Origin of the sequence: Pectobacterium brasiliense, from assembly GCF_016950255.1 — a bacterium.
Lineage (GTDB): Bacteria > Pseudomonadota > Gammaproteobacteria > Enterobacterales > Enterobacteriaceae > Pectobacterium > Pectobacterium brasiliense.
This window is the reverse complement of record NZ_JACGFN010000001.1, coordinates 2,488,898-2,509,077: the sequence shown is the minus strand read 5'-3', so window position 1 is coordinate 2,509,077 and position 20,180 is coordinate 2,488,898. Positions and strand designations below refer to the sequence as shown.

Annotated in this window: 5 protein-coding genes; 3 read left to right on the top strand and 2 right to left on the bottom strand. The window is 58.1% G+C overall.

The window, feature by feature from the left end; translation table 11 throughout:
- Positions 1-3: 3 nt before the first annotated feature.
- The 3 genes from dhbA to H4F65_RS11110 are packed head-to-tail and all read left to right on the top strand — an operon-like array spanning position 4 to position 9,249.
- Positions 4-774, top strand: a complete 771-nt coding sequence (dhbA, locus tag H4F65_RS11120; protein WP_010284727.1) for a 2,3-dihydro-2,3-dihydroxybenzoate dehydrogenase — start codon at positions 4-6, stop codon at positions 772-774.
- 22 nt (positions 775-796) lie between these two features.
- Positions 797-7,150, top strand: a complete 6,354-nt coding sequence (locus H4F65_RS11115) for a non-ribosomal peptide synthetase (RefSeq protein WP_010284728.1) — start codon at positions 797-799, stop codon at positions 7,148-7,150.
- Positions 7,147-9,249: an amino acid adenylation domain-containing protein gene (locus H4F65_RS11110; RefSeq protein ID WP_010284729.1), complete on the top strand. Its 2,103-nt coding sequence runs from the start codon at positions 7,147-7,149 to the stop codon at positions 9,247-9,249. Before H4F65_RS11115 ends, H4F65_RS11110 begins: the two co-directional genes overlap by 4 nt.
- An 80-nt stretch (positions 9,250-9,329) precedes the next feature.
- Here H4F65_RS11110 and H4F65_RS11105 read toward each other — a convergent pair whose 3' ends face one another.
- Together H4F65_RS11105 and H4F65_RS11100 are read right to left on the bottom strand one after the other, a co-directional pair.
- A complete protein-coding gene (locus tag H4F65_RS11105) occupies positions 9,330-10,838 on the bottom strand; it encodes a TolC family protein (protein WP_010284730.1) in 1,509 nt (502 codons plus the stop codon).
- Between the two features lie 108 nt (positions 10,839-10,946).
- Positions 10,947-20,003 carry a putative Ig domain-containing protein gene (locus tag H4F65_RS11100; RefSeq protein WP_159398223.1) on the bottom strand — a complete coding sequence of 3,019 codons (9,057 nt, stop codon included), beginning with the start codon at positions 20,001-20,003 and terminating at the stop codon, positions 10,947-10,949.
- Positions 20,004-20,180: the final 177 nt, after the last annotated feature.

Below are 20,180 nucleotides of genomic sequence, written 5' to 3'. Positions count from 1 at the left end.
AAAATGATAAACAAGGCACAACCTCTTCAGTTTGATTTCAGCGGCCAGACCGTTTGGGTCACCGGTGCGGCGAGCGGCATTGGCGAAAGCATTGCCCGCCAGTTTGTCGCACTGGGCGCGAACGTGATCGGCTTTGACCGCGCATTCCGACATTACGATCATCCGTTTACCTGTGTGACGCTGGATATCAGTGAACCGGACAGCGTGGCGGCGGTCTGTCGCCAGCAGTTGGCAGAAACGGGAATCGACGTGCTGGTCAATGCCGCCGGGATTCTGCGTCTGGGCGACATTGATGCGCTGAGCGTGGACGACTGGCACCAGTGCATTAACGTCAACGCCTCTGGTGCGTTTTACCTGCTAAACGCGCTGGTTCCGCATTTCAAGCGGCAGCGCCGCGGCGCGATTGTTTGCGTCGGCTCCAATGCCGCGCATGTTCCCCGTCTACAGATGGCGGCGTACTGCGCTTCAAAAGCGGCGCTCACCAGCCTGTCTCACTGTGCCGGTCTGGAGCTGGCGCCTTACGGCGTGCGCTGCAATCTGGTGTCGCCGGGCTCGACGGATACGCCGATGCAGCGCGGCATGTGGCACAGCGCCGATGCTGAGCAGCGCACTATCGCGGGCTTTCCTGACCAGTACAAACTGGGGATTCCGCTGGGCAAGATTGCTCAGCCGGAAGAGATTGCCAATACCGTGGTTTTTCTGGCTTCCGATCTGGCCAGCCACATCACCATGCAGGACGTGGTGGTGGATGGCGGGGCAACGCTGACGGCCTGATTTGCTGAGAGAGTGACAAGTCATGAAAGATATCGTAACGCTGTTAAAGCAGCTAGAACGGCAGGGCGTTCGTCTGGCGTTGAATGCACAGGGACAGCTGATTTCGCAGTCTAACAAAGACGCGATCACGGCAGACATTGGGCGCACGATTAAGGAAAACAAAGACGCCATTGTGCGCTGCCTGACAGCGCAGCAGGCGTTTGAGCGCCCCATCACGCCGCAGAATGCTACGTCTGGCCCGCTGTCGTCATCGCAAAGCGGACTGTGGTTTATCGAACAGTACGAAGAGCAGTCACACCTCTACAATATGCCGGTCTATTTTCGCCTGACCGGCACGCTGGATGTGCCCGCTCTGGAGTTTGCCTTTGATGCGCTGGCGCAGCGTCATGCCAGCCTGCGCACCCGCTTTGTGGTCAATGAACAGGGTAAGGGTGAACAGCGTATCGATGCCTATCAACCGTTTGTGATACAGCATGATGACTTCTCACTGCTGCCGGAAGCCGAGCGGGAAGCGCGCTTGCAGCAGCAGGTGAAAGCGGAAATCAGCCGCCCGTTCGATCTCACGGCGGGCGATCTCACCCGCGTGCGGCTGGTGAAGATGAGCGAGCGGGTGCACGTTCTGATGATCACCCAGCACCATATTATTTCCGACGGCTGGTCGGTGAAGAATATGTTTGCGGACTTCAAACCGGCTTTTCTGGCCTGTCAAAACCGCCAGCCTCATCCCGTCGAGCCGACTCAGCTTAACTATATCGATTACGCACACTGGTTCAATTCTGCGTCGTTTCTGGATTACCACAACGAGTTCAAACCGTTCTGGGTTGAGCGGCTGACGGGGATCCCTGAGGTGCACAGCCTGCCGCTGGATAAACCGCGTCCGGCACACCAGAACAGTGGCGGTGAGGTGATCTTCTCCGCGATCAACAACGATCTGTGGGATAAATTTAAGCGTCTGTGTCAGCGCTACAATACGTCTAACTTCATTGGGTTGCATGCGGTGTTCTCCCTGATGCTAGCGCGGATTAGCGGCGAGAAAGATATCGTCATTGGTTCACCGCTGGCCTATCGCGAGCGGCCAGATATTGAAGATGTCGTCGGCTTCTTCGTTAACACCATCGTGCTGCGCACTCAGTTGCAGGATCAACAGCGCTTTGTCGATTACCTGCAATACTGCCGCGAGCAGGATCTGTCGGCTTTCGATCATCAGCTTTACCGTTTTGAAGCGCTAAGCGAGGCGATCGGCTCCGATCGCACCACCGCGATCAACCCGATCTTTCAAGTGATGCTGGTGTATCAGGCCAAAGTGGATTTCAACGATCTGATCCCCGGCTGTGATGCGGCGGAGGAAACGTCGCCGGTGCTGCCTGCCAAGACCGATATTTCGGTCAAGGTGACGGAGCTGATGGGGGAAGTTCGGCTGGACTGGCTGTTTGCCACCGCGCTGTTTGAGCGCCAGACGATCCAATATTACGCCGACCGTTTTATCCGGCTGATTGAGGCCGTGGTTGAGGCACCGGAAACCGACGTCTGGCATCTGCCGCTGATGGAAGCGGATCGCTTTGCCGCCGTGCTGGCGGAGAGTCAGCAGCTACCGCGTAGCTATCCGCAGCCGCAGCTGACGGTAACCGACGTGATTGAAGCCATCGCCCAGCGCGATCCTCAGCAGCTGGCGATAGCCTTTGACGGCGAACAGCGCACGGATAAGCTGACATATGCTGAACTGAACAGGCAGTCGAATCAGCTGGCGCACTGGCTGCACCGTCAGGGGCTGGGCGAACAGTCGCTGGTTGGCGTGCTGGCGAAGCGCGATCGCTATTTTGTCATTGCGCTGCTGGCCGTCTGGAAAGCGGGTGCAGCCTATGTGCCGTTGGATCCCGACTATCCGCCGGAGCGGCTGCGTCACATCATTACCGATGCCAATCTTGCTGTCATTCTCGGCGGTGATGGGCAACAGCTGGCGCAGTGGTCTGCCGAACAGTGCATCGATCTGACCGATCCTACGGTTGTCGCGCAGTGGCACGATCTGCCGGGCGATGAACCGCCAGCTATTCCGCGCCATGCACAGCAGCTGGCACAGGTGATCTACACCTCGGGATCGACCGGTCTGCCGAAGGGCGTCATGATCGAACACGGTTCACTGATCAATCTGCTGGACGATCATCGCGATCGTATCGATTTCACACCGCAAAGCACCATGTTCAACTGCATGTCGCTCTCGTTTGACGCCGGTAACATGACGACGCTGCTGCCGCTGAGCAGCGGGGGCACGCTGGCGTTTGGCGAACCCAACGATCGGGCGATTGTGCAGGCCGAACAGGCGGGTGCGACGCACCTGATCCTGCCGACGGCGCTGATGTCGATTCTCGATCCACAGCACGTTAACGGCATTCAGGCCATTGGCATGGGCGGTGAAGCCTGCCCGAACGCCGTGGTGGAAAACTGGGCCGATAAGGTCGCGCTGTACAATATGTACGGACCGACGGAGTGTACCGTCACCGCGTTGAGCGCCCGTCTGCGTAAAGGTCAGCCTGTGACCATCGGGAAACCTATCGCCCATATTCAGGCGTTGATTCTGGACGCAGCAGGGCAGCTGTGTCCGGCGGGCGTGCCGGGTGAACTGTGTCTTGCGGGGCTTGGGCTGGCGCGTGGCTACCTCAACCAGCCGCAGATGACTGCCAGCCGCTTTGAACACATCACGCTGAATGATGTGAACAACACCGAACAGAGCACGGCGACGCTGCGTATCTATCGCACGGGTGATAAGGCCAGACTGCTGAACAACGGCGACTATGAATATTGTGGCCGTATTGATGAGCAGATTAAGCTGCGCGGCTACCGCATTGAGCCGGGTGAAATTGAGGCACAGCTGGCGGCGGTATGTCCGTCGCTGAAGCAGGTTAAAGTCATTGTGGCACAGGTCGGAAACCGTCCGGCGCTGGTTGCCTATGGCACGGTGAAAGCGGGCTGCGGCACACCGGAACCTGCCGCCGTGCTGATTGATGTCGCGAAGCACCTGCCAGAATACATGGTGCCGTTCCGACTGATTCTGCTCGAAGATATGCCGCTGACGCCAAACGGCAAGCTGGATACGAAACAGCTGCCGCCGGTGCTGGAGGCAAGTGAAGGCGACGGTGAAGCCGATAATCCGCTGGAAGCGGACGTACTGGCGATTTGGCGCAGCGTGCTGAATACGCCGTTGGGCGTTGAGGATGATTTCTTCCGCTTAGGCGGCGATTCCATCCTTAGTATTCAACTGACGACGCGCTTGCGCAGCGCGGGCTATGTCTGCACGGTAAAAGACGTTTTCGAAGCAAAAAGCGTGCGGCGTTTGTGTCGCGTGCTGGCACAAAATGATCGTGACACAGGTGTTGTGGCGGAGCAGGGCACGCTGGAAGGCGAATTCGCGCTGCTGCCGATTCAGCGCTGGTTTATGGAACAGCCGCTGGCACGTCCTGAGCACTGGAATCAGGCGGCGATGATCCAACTGCCGGACGTGGATACCGAACGCCTTACCACGATGTTGCAGGCGCTGATGGTGCAGCATGACGCGCTACGTCTGGCCTGTGATGCGGACGGGCAACGCTATCTGACGGATGTGCCTTGCCCTGCGGTGTCGACGCTGGATTATCGTCAGCTCGGTGACGACGGCCTGCAACAGGCGTTTACCGTGCTACAGAGTGAATTCGATCCCGCGCAGGGAAGAACGATGGCCGCCGCACTGGTACGCCACCATCCGCAGGCGGACACGGCTGTGTTCCTCGCTTTTCACCATCTGGTGATTGATGCCGTGTCCTGGCGCATTCTGGTCGACGATCTGGAGCGGCTGTACCTCGGTAAACCGCTGCTGCCGAAAACGTCGAGCTATCGCCAGTGGGGGGCGGCACTGCAAAACTACGCCATACAGCATGCGGAACAGCTGACGTACTGGCAGGCGCAGGAAGACGGCGTGGATCAGACGGCGCTGATGGCGGCTAAAGATCCGCAGGGCCAGGCTAGCGCCGCGATGCTGACGCTGGATGAGGAAACCACAGGTCAACTGGTGAGCGAGGCCAACCGTGCCTTTAATACCGACGTCAGCGATCTGCTGCTGGCAGCGCTGACCCGTACGCTAAACGATCTCGGCTGGGGCGATAAAGCCCGAATCATGCTGGAAGGGCACGGTCGCGAGGCGATTGATCCGACGCTGGATGTCAGTCGCACGGTAGGGTGGTTTACCAGCACCTATCCGGTGTGTCTGCAAGATCGGTCCGACTGGGCTTCCCTGATTAAATCCAGCAAGGAACAGCTGCGTCAGGTGCCGGATAAAGGCGTCGGGTTTAACCCGCTGCGCTACCATCATCCGGAGGGCGGTTCGCTGACGCTATCGCCGATTGTGTTCAACTATCTCGGGCTGTCGGTTCAGGCGGCTGGCGTGTGGCGTCCGGTGGATGTCGCGCCGGGAGGCTGCGTCTCGCCGGAGAATAAACCGGCGGAGATTATCAGCCTTCACGGCGGAATTGCGGGCGGACAGCTGACGCTGCGTCAGGTGGGTTGCCTTAACCAGCGCGACAGTGAACGTCTGATGGCGCGGTTCATGGAGAATCTGCGTGCGCTGACGGAGGCCTGTCTGGCACAGCTACGTCACGGCACTGTCTTTACCCCCAGCGACTTCCCGGCGGTGACGCTGAGCCAGACGCAGCTCGATAGCCTGTCGCAGCGTTATGACATCGACACGCTGTTGCCGCTGTCATCGCTCCAGCAGTCAATGCTGTATCACCGTCTGCGCTGCCCGCAGGACGATGCTTATCATCTGCAAACGCCGATTCGCTATGCGCAGGCGCTGGATGTGGAAGGCTATCGTCAGGCATGGCAGCGTCAGATTCAGCGTTTCCCGGCGCTGCGTGCCGCGTTGGAAAGTGAGTGTGCCAGCGTGCAGGTGATTGTGACGCAGGCAGACCTGCCTTTCTACTATCAGGATGTGGCGCAGGAGGCCGATCCACTGGCTGTCATCGAACGTTATCGCCAGCAGGATTTACGCACCGGATTTAACTTGTCGCAGCCGCCGCTGTTGCGCATTGCCTGTTTCCGTTTGGGTGAGCAGGATTACCGGGTGCTCCTGAGCTGTCACCACAGCGTGATTGATGGCTGGAGCGGCCCGCAACTGCTGGGCGCGGTACACCGTGATTATCAGATGTTGATGAACGGCGAAACATTTATGCATGGCGAAACATCCGCGATTCAGGTGGATCGTGCTTATGTGGATTATGCGCTACACGCCGTGGCGCAGCAGTCCGCTGTCGAGGCTTTCTGGCAGCAACGGCAGCCGCTGCTGGCGCAGACGAACGATGTCGCGATGCTGTTTGCGGCGGCGGGGAAACGCGCCGATCTCAGCCAGCATCTGACACAGGTTGAACCGCAGGTCACCGGCGTGAGCCTGAATGAGCAGGATCAGTCTGCACTCATCGCCTTTGCCCGCGAGGTGGGCGTTACGCACAGCATTATTGCGCAATACGCCTGGCACCGGCTGCTGGCGCGGTCGACCGGCGATGCGGTCAGTATTGTCGGGAATGTGCTGTCGGGCAGGGAAAGTCCGGTGGAGGACGTGGCGAGCAGTGTGGGTCTGTACATCAATAGCCTGCCGCTGGCGCTGAGCTGGCAGCAGCCGGTATCGCTGCAACAGCATCTGGTGCAGTTGCAGAATGAGCTGATGGCGATGAACCAGCATGCTACGCAGTCGCTGATTGCCCTGACGGCCGGACGCTCGCGTCTGTTCAACAGCCTGTTTATTTATGAAAACTATCCCGTTAATGAAAATCGGCCTGGCGCAAAAGCAGAACAGGGCCAACACGCTGACGATCCGCATCGGTTATCTCCCGAGTTCTCCGCCGCCTATGAAAAAGTCGAGATGCCGTTGAATTTGGTGGTGCGTGAGCTGGCGGGCTGCATGCTGCTGCGCTTCGAGTTTGACGCTGATGTGCTGGACAGTGCGCAGGCGCGTCGGGTGCTGATGCGCTGGCATGACGAAGTGGTGGCGCTGATCAATAGCGCGCCGCAGCAGCCAGCCGAGATTATCGGGCATGAGAAAGCGACAGGCTCGGTGGTTGCGCAGAAAACGGTGGCAGATAGCGGTATTAGCCAGCCGGATACGCCATCAGCCCAGTCGCTGCTGCGCGTGTGGGCGCAGGTGCTACATCTCGGTGAATCCGGTCTCTGGTCGCAGACGCTGTGTGAAAGCGGTGTCGATTCGCTACAGCGTATTGCACTGGCACAGGCATTGAGCCGTGCGTTAGCGCAGCCAGTGAGTGTGGCGCTTTTACAGCGCTACCCGTCACCGCAGACGCTGAGCGGGTATCTGGCACAGTCGAGGGTTACCGCCAATGAGGAAACGCTGTCATGACAGGGAACGATGAAGCAGTGGGGAATCCGCTGGCGGATATCCAACAGCCCACGGCCTTCGGGCAGCGGGTTGGGGCCGCGCACGGTGAACAGCGACACAGCAGTGAACTGATTAAGCACTATCCTGCGTCGCTGGTAAGCGCAGCGTGGAGCTGGCTGCTGTACAAATACAGTGGTGAAGAGCAGGTGTGTATGGCGCTCGTCACAGGCGATCTTCCTGACAGCGTAAGGCCGCTGATCGCCAATTTTCAACAGCGCGATCGTCTCGTTAACGAGTGGATCGCCGCCGTGGGATCGTCGTGCGATCCGCTGTCCGCGCCAGAGATGCTGGCAGCAGATAACCAGCATGCGCTGTTTAGCAGCCTGCTGATCGTGGGGGAGAAGGCATCGTTACCTGCCGTAGCTCAGAATGTGGCGCTCATCGTGCAGGTTCAGCACGATCGGGTCATTCTGACCGCGCCTGATGGGCAGTTCGACAATCGGCAGCTACAGCGTATGGCCTGCGATCTCACGCAGCTACTTGATGGCCTGCTGGCTTCTCGCTGGGAGCGGCTGGCGCAGATTCGCCTCAGTCCGCTGGTGGCACCGCTACCGCACAGGGCGGCGATGCCCGCGCTGCATGATGAACTGCTGGCGCGTCTTACTGAGGAAACACGTCAGGATCGTGTGGCGATCGCCTTTCAGGAACGCGAAATTTGCTATCGGGAACTGTTGCAACGCGTGGCGCTGATCCAACAGGCGCTGGCGGCGCAAGGGGTGACGGCCGGTCAGCGCGTGGGGCTGCACCTTAGTCGTCAGCCTGACACCGTGGCGGCGCTGCTGGCCTGCCTGTTTTCTCAGGTGACGTTTGTGCCGCTGGAGCCGGATTTTCCGGGAGAGCGTCTACAGGCGATTCAGCAGGAAGCGGCGCTGGCAGCGGTCTTGCAGGACGGCTATACCGGCGGTTCGCTGGCGTTTGACTGTCCGATACTAAACCTGTGTGATTTACCGTATGCCGCCAGCGATTCCACGGCGAGCGTACAGCTGGCGTGGACCGGTGGACCGGAAACCGCGGCCTACATGATGTTTACCTCCGGTTCGACGGGGAAACCAAAGGGCGTGGTGATTGGTCAGCGGGCGCTGCAAACCTTTATTCATGCCAGCGTAGATCGGCTGGCTTTAACGGATAACGCCAACTGGCTGCTGATTACCACGCTGGCGTTTGATATCTCCATGCTGGAAGTGTTTGCGCCGCTGTGGGTCGGCGGCGTGCAGCATCTGACTACGCATGAGGAATACAAAGATCCGCAGGCGGTCGCGGCGTATTTGCAGGCTCGACCGAAAATCAACGTATTGCAGGCCACGCCCGCGTTTTGGCGCATGATGTTCAAGGCGGGCTGGCAGGGTAAACCCGATCTGGTGGCGCTGTGCGGCGGTGAAGCGCTGGATCTGCGACTGGCACAGCGCTTGGTCAGCCGTTGTAAGACGCTGTGGAATTGCTATGGACCAACCGAAGCGACAATTTGGTCGCAGATGGCGCAGATTGATGGTGCCGCGTTGGAGAACCAGCACACGGTCGCGCTCGGCAACACGCTGGCGGGCTATCAGCATCTGGTGATCGATGACGATCGTCATCCGCTGTCGGAAGGGATGGTCGGCGAACTGTGCATTCTCGGTGAAGCGCTGAGCAGCGGATACTGGCAGCGTGACGATCTGACGCAGGATCGTTTTATTCAGCAGGCGGAGTCTGGACAGCGAATGTACCGCACCGGCGATAAAGTCCGGCTGCTGGCGGACGATCGCTATCAGTATCTGGGTCGTTTCGACGATCAGGTGAAATTACGGGGATTCCGCATCGAATTAGGGGAGATCGAGGCGCAATTGAAGCGGATCGAGCAGGTGCAGGATGCGGCCGTCAAACTTCAGGGGGAAGGGGACGAGGCGGTGCTGGTCGGCTACGTGGAATATAAATCCGGCTCGGAGATGACCAAGCTGGCACTGCGCAAGCAATTGCATCAGTTCTTACCGGCTTACATGGTGCCGGGACGCATTGTGGTGCTCGACAAGTTGCCTAAAACTGGCAGCGGTAAAGTCGATCGCAAGCGCCTGACGGACGTCTGAAAATGATAAAGGGCAGCATCGCTGCCCTTTATCGATCGGGTAAAGAATGGCGGTGGCAATACGCGATTGCCACACGGCTATCAGAACGATTGTAAGGTACTGATTTTACCCTGTTGCCAGTTGGTGTCAGATTGACGCAGTGCCTGACTGATATCTGCAAGGTTAGTGGACGGAAGTGTTTTCGGTAGCAAATCCAGTCCGATCGTCGAGAATATCTGGCCGTAAGTATTGCGTAGTTCTGCATAAGCCAGATCCTGACGCAAACTGGCGTTGAGGGCGTTCAACTCACCTTGAATCAACTGCAATTCACCAATACTGTTAGCCTTATAGCGGTTTCTAAGCTGTTCGACGATTTTAGTGTCAAGATTACGTAATTCTGAACTGGTTTTATATTGTCGCTGAGCCTCATTGAAGTTGGCTCGAGCGATGTACAACTGTGCCATAATTGCCAGTGACATCGCCTGACGCTGCATTTCCGACACGGATTCGTTAGCCTGAGCGGCTTTACGCGCGGCTGGGCCAGACAATAGATTGAACAGGTTCCAAGTGGCTTTTACGCCGACGTCAGCCCAACTGTTATTGACCAGGAAGGAGTTGCTGTCATAGTGGCCGCCTGCGCTGATTTCCACGCCGGGCAGCATACGCAGCAGCGCTTTGCGGGTTTCAGCGGCATGAATTCTCACCTGATAATCCTGCTCGCGCAGTTCCGGGCGACTGACTAGCGCCGCTTCTTCCAGCACTTTCACATCGACATTCAACTGCGGCACGGTCTCGTCACCGCTTTGTGGCAACGCGAGCTTGTAGGCCGTATCCAATGGCAGATTCATCAAGGTTGCCAGCTCGGTTTTGGCGAGCGACAGTGCGCGACGCTGTTCTTCCAACTGTCGTGTAGCATCGATCAGCGCGCGTTGATAGCTCAGCGCTTCAATGGGATCGCCAATCTGCTGTGATGACATGTGCTCACTTGCGTCACGTGCCGTGTTGACGCGGGCAATCAGGCCATCAATCTGTCCCAACAAGCGTTCGGCAGCCACGGCGCGCCAGTAGGCGGATCGCACGTCTTGCAGGATGGTGTGCACGACTTTGCGCTTACGCTCTTCGGCAATCCAGCGCTGATCCGATTTTTGCTGGGCGGTCACGTAGCTGACGCCAAAGTCGAGCACGTTCCATACCATGGTCAGATCGGCCACGTCGCGGTCACGATCCTGCGAGGTGGACGGTTCCAGAGAGGTACGTCCCGTTTCAACGCTGCGGCTGCTGGAGGCACTCATATTATTACGCCCCACGTAGCCTGCCGATGCGGCGATCCTGGGCAGCATATCGTAACGTGCCAGTTCCAGTTGCTGCTGACTCAGTGCATATTCCATCACTTTTAAGCGTGACTCGAGGTTGTATTTCAGCGCACGTGCCATAGCATCATACAGCGTGATCGGTGCCGTGACGGGCTCCTGCTGGCTGAACATGGCGACTTGGTCCTGCTGGCTGCGTTGCCCGCTTTCGACCTTGCTGATCGGCTGGGTGGTTACGGCACAGCCGCTGGCGGCTAGTACGATGGCGCTAAGGCTAAATAGTTTCCGACCCTTTAACACGATTCCGCTCCTCGTCATTATCATCATTACCACTGTTATTTTTGTGATGGTTCTAATTGTTCTTGCGATCGTCTTGCGTATCGCCAGTTGCTGCACTGTTGTGCAGGGTTATCCTTGCTGCTGACCACTTTCCTGCAACGCTTGCTCAATAGCGGCCAGACGTTGCAGTTCCGAGTCACCTATCTGTTGTAATTGCCGATGGAGCGAGGGCGTAAAGGCCACAGAGCGCCCAGTGTTGTCATCTGTGCTATTCATTGCGCTATTCACCCTATCGAGCGGAATGTCTTTCCAACTGCCACCGGAGAAGACCTCCATTGGCGTCAGTGAAGGCAGGTAGATCCCCGAGAACGCACTGGCCAGCGATGAGGTTCCGCCTAAAGCGGGATCTTTGCTAAAGCTGGGGAAGGATCCCAACGTGCTGTCGAAATTAACGCCAATGCCGCTGGTTACGCCACGTCCGAAAGTGCCCGCTACCTGGCTAGTTGGGAGGGTACTTCCCTCAGTGTTCTGGCGTCCGGTGGCGAAGATGGCAGACATTACCGATCTCGGGGCACTGTCGTTACCCACGGTAAGACTGCCGAGTGACGGATTGGTAATCAGACCACCTAACGTCGGCTCTGCTGCCGCGACATCCTGTGTGGACAGCTGGCGCGTATCGCTGAATGATGGTGTCCGGCCAAGACCGTCGTTGGCTTTAAATTGGGGATCGCCGCCCACAATGCTGCGTGTCACCGTCAAGCCAAAGCTGGTGCTAATTGAGGTATTACTGCCGTCGGTGGCGGTGATTCTAATCACCAGATTGCCCACATCACTATTGCCAGGTGTGCCGGAGAAGGTGCCGATAGCAGGATCGAAGCGCAGCCAGCTTGGCAGCGGCGAGCCGTCAGCGAGGCTGGCGCTGAGCGTCAGGGTATCGCCATCGGGATCGATAAACGTGCCTGCAGGCACGGTAAAGTTGAAGCCGCCATCCTGCACCACACTTTGCGGCGGAATTGGGGAGCCAACCACTGGCGCATCGTTAACATTGGTCACCGTCAGGCCAAAGCTGGTGCTAATTGAGGTATTGCTGCCGTCGGTGGCCGTTACCCTGATCACCAGCGTGCCGACATCGCCATTGCCCGGTGTACCGGAGAACGTGCCGGTGGCCGGATTAAAGGTGATCCAGCCTGGCAGCGGCGAGCCGTCGGCGAGGGTGGCGCTGAGCGTCAGGGTATCACCATCGGGATCGCTGAAGGTGCCCGCAGGCACGGTAAAGTTGAAGCCGCCATCCTGCGCCACGCTTTGCGGCGGAATTGGGGAGCCAACCACTGGCGCATCATTAACGTTGGTCACCGTCAGGCCAAAGCTGGTGCTGACAGAGGTATTGCTGCCGTCGGTGGCCGTTACTCGGATCACCAGCGTGCCGATATCGCCATTGCCCGGTGTACCGGAGAACGTGCCGGTGGCCGGATTAAAGGTGATCCAGCTCGGCAGCGGCGACCCGTTGGCGAGGGTGGCGCTGAGCGTCAGCGTATCGCCATCGGGATCGATAAACGTGCCCGCAGGCACGGTAAAGTTGAAGCCGCCATCCTGCGCCACACTTTGTGCCGGGATCGGGGGGCCAACCACGGGCGCATCATTAACGTTGGTCACCGTCAGGCCAAAGCTGGTGCTGACGGAGGTATTGCTGCCGTCGGTGGCCGTTACTCGGATCACCAGCGTGCCGACATCGCTATTACCCGGCGTACCGGAGAACGTGCCGGTGGCCGGATTAAAGGTGATCCAGCCTGGCAGCGGCGAGCCGTCGGCGAGGGTGGCGCTGAGCGTCAGGGTATCACCATCGGGATCGCTGAAGGTGCCCGCAGGCACGGTAAAGTTGAAGCCGCCATCCTGCGCCACACTTTGCGGCGGAATTGGGGAGCCAACCACTGGCGCATCGTTAACGTTGGTCACCGTCAGGCCAAAGCTGGTGCTGACGGAGGTATTGCTGCCGTCGGTGGCCGTTACCCGGATCACCAGCGTGCCGACATCGCTATTACCTGGCGTACCGGAGAACGTGCCGGTGGCCGGATTAAAGGTGATCCAGCTCGGCAGCGGCGACCCGTCGGCGAGGGTGGCGCTGAGCGTCAGTGTATCGCCATCGGGATCGATAAACGTGCCCGCAGGCACGGTAAAGTTGAAGCCGCCATCCTGCGCCACACTTTGTGCCGGGAGCGGGGTGCCAACCACGGGCGCATCGTTAACGTTGGTCACCGTCAGGCCAAAGCTGGTGCTGACGGAGGTATTACTGCCGTCGGTGGCCGTTACCCGGATCACCAGCGTGCCGACATCGCTATTACCCGGCGTACCGGAGAACGTGCCGGTGGCCGGATTAAAGGTTATCCAGCCTGGCAGCGGCGAGCCGTCGGCGAGGGTAGCGCTGAGCGTCAGGGTATCACCATCGGGATCGCTGAAGGTGCCCGCAGGCACGGTAAAGTTGAAGCCGCCATCCTGCGCCACACTTTGCGGCGGAATTGGGGAGCCAACCACTGGCGCATCGTTAACATTGGTCACCGTCAGGCCAAAGCTGGTGCTAATTGAGGTATTGCTGCCGTCGGTGGCCGTTACCCGGATCACCAGCGTGCCGACATCGCTATTACCCGGCGTACCGGAGAACGTGCCGGTGGCCGGATTAAAGGTGATCCAGCTCGGCAGCGGCGATCCGTCGGCGAGGGTGGCGCTGAGGGTCAGCGTATCGCCATCCGGATCGCTGAAGGTGCCCGAAGGGACGGTAAAGTTGAAGCCGCCGTCCTGCGCCACGCTTTGCGGCGGGATTGGCGTGGATACTACGGGAGCCTGGTTCGATGGCGTGACTGTCAGGCTGAAAGTGGTACTGATCGAGGCATCGCCATCGTTGGCGGTGACCTTAATACTCAGATTGCCGATATCACTATTCCCCGGTGTACCGGAGAAAGTGCCAGTGGCCGGATTAAAGGTGATCCAGCCCGGCAGCGGTGAGCCGTCGGCGAGGGTGGCGCTGAGCGTCAGCGTATCACCATCCGGGTCCGTGAAGGTGCCTGACGGTACGGTGAAACTCAGGCTGCCATCCTGTACCACACTCTGTGGTGGGATCGGCGTGGCGACCACGGGCACATCGTTGACGTTGGTGATGGTCAGGCTGAAATCAGTATGCACTGAGGCGTTGCTGCTATCGGTGGCGGTGACGCGAATAGACAGGCTACCGACATCTGCGTTACCGGGCGTGCCGGAGAAGGTACCGGTGGCTGGATTAAAGGTGATCCAACTCGGCAACGGTGAGCCGTCGGCGAGGGTGGCGCTCAAGGTTAGGGTATCGCCATCCGGGTCCGTGAAAGTGCCTGGCGGTACGGTGAAGTTCAGGCTGCCGTCCTGTGCCACGCTCTGTGCCGGTATCGGCGTGGCGACCACCGGAGCGTCGTTGACGTTGGTGATGGTCAGGCTGAAATCAGTATGTACCGAGGCGTTGCTGCCGTCGGTAGCGGTGACGCGGATAGACAGGCTACCAACATCGGTGTTGCCCGGCGTGCCGGAGAAGGTACCGGTGGCCGGATTAAAGCTGATCCAGCTCGGTAGCGGCAAGCCGTTGGCCAGCGTAGCGCTCAGCGTCAGGGTATCGCCATCGGGATCGCTGAAGGTGCCCGAAGGGACGGTAAAGTTGAAGCCGCCGTCCTGCGCCACGCTTTGTGGTGGGATCGGCGTGCCGACCACCGGTGCATCGTTGACGTTGGTGACGGTTAGGCTAAAGGTAGTGCTGACTGCGGCACTGGCGGTATCGGTGGCAGTCACTTTAATGCTCAGGCTGCCGACATCCGCGTTGCCCGGCGTGCCGGAGAAGGTGCCGGTGGCAGCGTTAAAGGTTAGCCAACCCGGCAGCGGCGAGCCGTCGGCCAGCGTGGCGCTCAGAGAGAGAGTATCGCCATCCGGGTCCGTGAAGGTGCCGACGGGGATGGCGAAGTTCAGGCTGCCATCCTGTGCCACGCTCTGTGCCGGTATTGGCGTTGCGACGATTGGCGCATCGTTGACGTTGGTGACGGTCAGGCTAAAGGTGGTGCTGACCGAGGCACTACCATCGTTGGCGGTGACTTTGATGCTCAAGGTGCCGACATCACTATTGCCCGGTGTGCCCGTAAAGGTGCCGGTGGCCGGATTAAATGTGAGCCAGCTCGGCAGCGGTGAACCGTTGGCCAATGTGGCGCTGAGCGTCAGCGTATCGCCATCCGGATCGGTAAAGGTGCCTGCCGGAACGGTGAAGTTCAGGCTACCGTCCTGCGCCACACTTTGCGCCGGAATAGTGGCTGAGACCATCGGTGCATCGTTAACATTGGTGATAGTCAGACTAAAGGTAGTGCTGACGGAGGCATTGCCATCGTTGGCGATGACCTTAATGCTTAGGGTGCCGACATCCGCATTACCCGGCGTGCCGGAGAAGGTGCCGGTGGCCGAATTAAAGGTGAGCCAGCTTGGCAGCGCTGAACCGTTGGCCAGCGTAGCGCTCAGAGAGAGAGTATCGCCATCCGGATCCGTGAAGGTGCCTGCGGGTACGGTGAAGCTCAGACTGTCATCCTGTGCCACGCTCTGTGCCGGTATTGGCGTTGCGACGATTGGCGCATCGTTAACGTTGGTGACGGTCAGGCTAAAGGTGGTGCTGACCGAGGCATTGGTGGTATCGGTGGCTGTAACTTTGATGCTCAGGCTGCCGACATCCGCATTGCCCGGCGTGCCAGTGAAGGTGCCGGTGACCGGATTAAAGGTGAGCCAGCTTGGCAGCGGTGAACCGTTGGCCAATGTGGCGCTCAGTGTCAGCGTATCGCCATCCGGATCCGTGAAGGTACCTGCCGGTACGGTAAAACTCAGGCTACCATCTTGTGCGATGCTTTGTGCAGGGATCGGGGCGGCAACCACGGGAGGATTGCCAACAACGACCGTCAACGTTGAGGTCGCACTGCTGCTGGCATCGTCATTGGCGGTAACTGAAATGGTGCGATTGCCTGCGGTGGGCGTGGTGGCGACATTAACATAAACGATGGCGCGTAACGCTGTCTGGAAGGCGTCCAGCGTGGCCCCACCGGTGAGGGTCACCGTTTGGCTACCATCTCCTGACACGTTGATGCCCGCGGCATGGGCGGCCAGTAATGCCTGTTGCGATAACGTCAAATATTCGCTGCTGCCATTGACGTTGCCCGCCAGCGAGAGCGTCAGTGTCCACAGGCGTGTGTCGCCGTCGGTTTGCGAGAGTGTTGCCAGCATATCGGTTATAGGCACGCCCGTGCTCAAGCCGCTGGAGACGGTGGCGCTATAGTCATTGCCCGAGCTTGCACCGTTCAGATCCACCTGTGGACTTACACCCGAGGCAAACTGCGATTCGTAAGCACCGATATCGACAGCCCCTTGCCGCACACGATCCAAACCACGTGCATCTGTGTCACCGGTGACAGAGAAGCGATCGCCTTGATTAATCGCATTGGTGGCACTGGCCGCCAGTCGTGGGTCTGCTGCTGCCACCCGATCGACGGTACCGCCGATCAGATTGTTATTACCGTTCAGAGTATAACTACCGCCCTGGAAGGTGGTGACATCGACAGTGTTACCGGAAATAATCGAGTTGCGTACGCTGGCGACCCAGCTTGTCGAGCCACCCGTGAATCCGAACACCAGACCCGCATCCTGACCCGTGATGGTGGTGTTCATCAAGCTGATGTGTGTACTGGTGGCGTTGCTCAAGCTAGCCGTTGCGTAAATGCCCGCTACGCCAATATTGCCGCTGGCTGGGTTGAAACTACCGTTGTTGTAGATGGCGGAATTAGTGACCGACAGCGAGACAGTGTGCTGAGTACCGGCTACGAACAGTCGGACAACCCCCTCTTCATTTAAACCGCCAAACAGCACGTTATTATGAATATTGACCCGATCCAAATCGACGATGTACCTGCCTGGGGCAATATTGAACAGGTCAATCATACCGGTACCCCAGGTGTCGTCAGTATTGCCGGAGATATCGACGTTATACAGCCTGAAATTGATGTCCGTCGCGCCGTAATGGATCCCCAATACGCCACCGGTAACCTGGTTAGTGCTGGTGGTGAAATTCGTTAGCGTCAGATTCTGAATAGCGAGTGTTATCGATGAGGTGTTGATTTGAAAGCCGGAATAACCGCCACCGTTCAGGGTAAAACTTTGCCCGTCGATCAACATGGAACTGGTCGGGACCAGCAGACCTTCAGCCAACGTGACGTTGGTCTGGAACACAATACGGTCGATACCGGGGGTCTGGTTGGCCCAATGCAACGCTTCGCGCAGACTGAGCCCGCCGCCATCATTGAGATCGTCTTGTAAGCTATTGCCGAAAGACGCATCGTCGCCGGTATCGTCACCAGAGGTAACATACAGCGCGCTGTTGCTGGCTAATACATTCACTGACGAGGTAAGGCTCAGCGATGTGGTGTTGTTGTTGGTACCGCTATCTCTGACGGCGGTTAAGGACACATCTCGTGTGGCCGCCGTGACGCTGCTGTTGCTATTGCCGTAGCGTAAGCCATCCACCAGACCGGCAAATTGCGTGTTACTGGCGCTCATCCCGCTCAGTTGTAGCGTCACGGTGTTGCCGACGCGCGTTACCGTATAACTGCCGATGCCGGTCAGCGTGCCGCTGCCATTGCTCGCCAGACTGATGGTGTTGCCTGCCACGCTGATAAATTCACCGCTGTCGCTAACGTTGGACACGGTCAGGGTCAGTGAGTTAAAGGTTTGCCCGCTGTCCCGCGTGTCTGCACTGACTCCACTGAACAGATCGACAGCTCCCGCCATTCCGCCGATAAACACCGGATTGCTGCCCGTGGCGGACAAGGTCGGTGCAGTGCTGCTTGCGGCGGTCGTGACATCAAGCTTGACGACGCTGACGGTGGCATTACCGGCGCTGTCTCTGGCGACCATATACACATCGTACGCCGTTGCCGCCGCCAGACCAGTCAGGGTAAAGGTGCGGCTGTAGGGTGCACTGTTGACGATGGTACTGCCTGATGCGAATGCCAGACTGCCCGTGGCGTTCTGTCCGTTGACGATTTGGGTCGCGCTCGGCGCGGTTGCACCGTCTGGCAGCACCACATAATAGATGCTGCCTGCTTCGTTAAGGCTGCTGCTGAGGTCGAACCCGCTGCTGGTGGCATTCGACACCGCGGGAGCGATATCAAACGTAGGCGCGATATCGTCGGCCACCGTTAAGGTGACGACCTTCTCATAGGTAGCTTGCCCGTCGGAGACCTGGAGACGCACGGAATAGGTTCCGGCAGCCATGGTGGCGGCATTAACCGCTCTCAGCGTGCTGCCGCTGAGGGTAAAGAGTGCATTATCAGTACTGCCGACGCCACTCACCAGACTGTAGGTAAATGTGGTGGAGTCAACGTCGGTGGCCGATAGCGTCCCGATAATACCGTTGCTGCCTAGGGATTGACCGAATGTCGTATTGGAGAGAGCCAGGTCCGTCGGTGCATCATTCACCGCAACCACACTCACTGAGCTGGTAATATTGGGTGTGGTGGTGTTGTTACTTGAACCTGAATCTGTAAGCTGGGTTAATGTGACGGTACGCGCTGTGGTGCTGGGGTTCTCGCTGCTGTTGCCATAGGTCATGCCGGACAACAGTGAGCTCATGTTGGCATCACTCAGCGTCGCGCCGCTTAAGCTGACGACCGCCGTGCCAGCACTGAGGCTGATGTTAGCCGAACCGTAGCCGCTGCCAAGTGCGACACTATTACCATTGATGAGGGACACCTTGATACCGTTGATATTCAGGTATTCCGTGCTGTCCGCCACGTTGGTGATGGTCAATGTTGCGCCGGTAAAGGTTTGTCCGCTGTCATTGGTCAAGGCGGATACGCCGTTAAATAAGGCAACGGCAGACCCGTTTTCCGTATAGGTCGGGTTGTTGCCCGTGCCGGTCACACTAGGGGCGGTATCGTTGCTACCGCCAAGATTGGTCGACGTGAAGTGCCACACTAAAACCCCATCGCCTTTTGTACTGTCGGTGTCGATATGGAAGGTGATGGTTTTGTCGGTGCCGATAACGCTAGCTGAGAGATCCGCCGCACTGGTGGTTGCGCTGTTATCCTTGGTGATCGAAGTAATGGCGAGTAATGTGCCGTTAGTGAGGTTATTGAACACCAAATCGAACGACGTAAGCCCCGCAAACGGCCCTTGACCGTTACGTATGGTCATGGTGATGGTCGAGGTGGCTGGGTCGATATCAATGTACCATTCGGAACTGGCTTCATCCCTTAAGTCCAGGAATACTTCGCTGCCTGACCCTACTGGGTTGGTGCTATAATCTATGCCGTCGATCCACAGTGTCACCTCAGTATTGTTGACGTGCAGGCTATGCTGGTAGTTGTCTACATGCAGGGTTGCGGCTTCAATTATTCCGGTCTGTATTTCGAGATTCCAGTCTCCGCCCTGACCCGTGGTATCGTTGGACGCTGCGATATCGGCTCCGGTGATTTGTGCCAGCAGAGAAACGAAGCTCTGTCCTGAATTCTGTGCGACTTCACATCCGTAAAGGAGTAAATCTCCTGATTCTGTCAGCGCCGAGCCCAGCGTGGTTAAATCGGCCGCGCGCGCGTCGGCGGTCTTGCTGTCGAGCGTTAATGTACCCAGTTGCAGTTCGCCCTCACCGCCGTGGCTTAGCACATGGATCGCGTCATAACCGCTATGGTTTTTTGCCCACTCTGCCAGTTGGCTTAGGCCATCTTTGCTGCCATCCAGCAATACCACCTCGATACCGGTAGGCACGTTGTCGACCAGCGTTTGGTAATCGGTTAATGAGGTATCGATAAACACCACTTCTTTACGCGAGCCTTCACCTGCCACGGCGACATCGCTGGTGCCGTTATCTTGGGTCACCGCGTGATCGTCTTGCCCATTATCGGTCTGATTATCGTTGTGGGTCTGAGAATCATCCTTGGCATGTGCGGAGTCATTGCTGGCAGCGTTTGTGGCCTGTGCGGCCTCGCTGGTGTTTTGCCCTGCATCGGCTTGATTCACGGTGGCGGCGACGGCACCATCAAACATCATGCGTGCTTCAAGGGCGTATCCCAGCGGCGTCGACAAGGCTGTCGCCGTGTTGCTAGTGATACGGTCGCGTTTGCTACGCGAAGAGAAGAAATGGCGCCATTGCATAACCTGTACTCCCGGTAATCATTGTTATTACATAACAACCTGATAGATGTGGCTGGGAGACGAAAAAACGCCATGTAGCACTAAATGTAAAGCAAATGATTGCCACATGATTGTTCTGTTGTCTTAATGTAAATTTAAGTGAAATATTAAAACTTGGGAATATAAATTTCCGAAAAG

Coding starts and splice junctions, on each gene's coding strand:
- dhbA (WP_010284727.1), top strand. CDS start 4: ATGATAAACAAGGCACAACCTCTTCAGTTTGATTTCAGCGGCCAGACC.
- H4F65_RS11115 (WP_010284728.1), top strand. CDS start 797: ATGAAAGATATCGTAACGCTGTTAAAGCAGCTAGAACGGCAGGGCGTT.
- H4F65_RS11110 (WP_010284729.1), top strand. CDS start 7,147: ATGACAGGGAACGATGAAGCAGTGGGGAATCCGCTGGCGGATATCCAA.
- H4F65_RS11100 (WP_159398223.1), bottom strand. CDS start 20,003: ATGCAATGGCGCCATTTCTTCTCTTCGCGTAGCAAACGCGACCGTATC.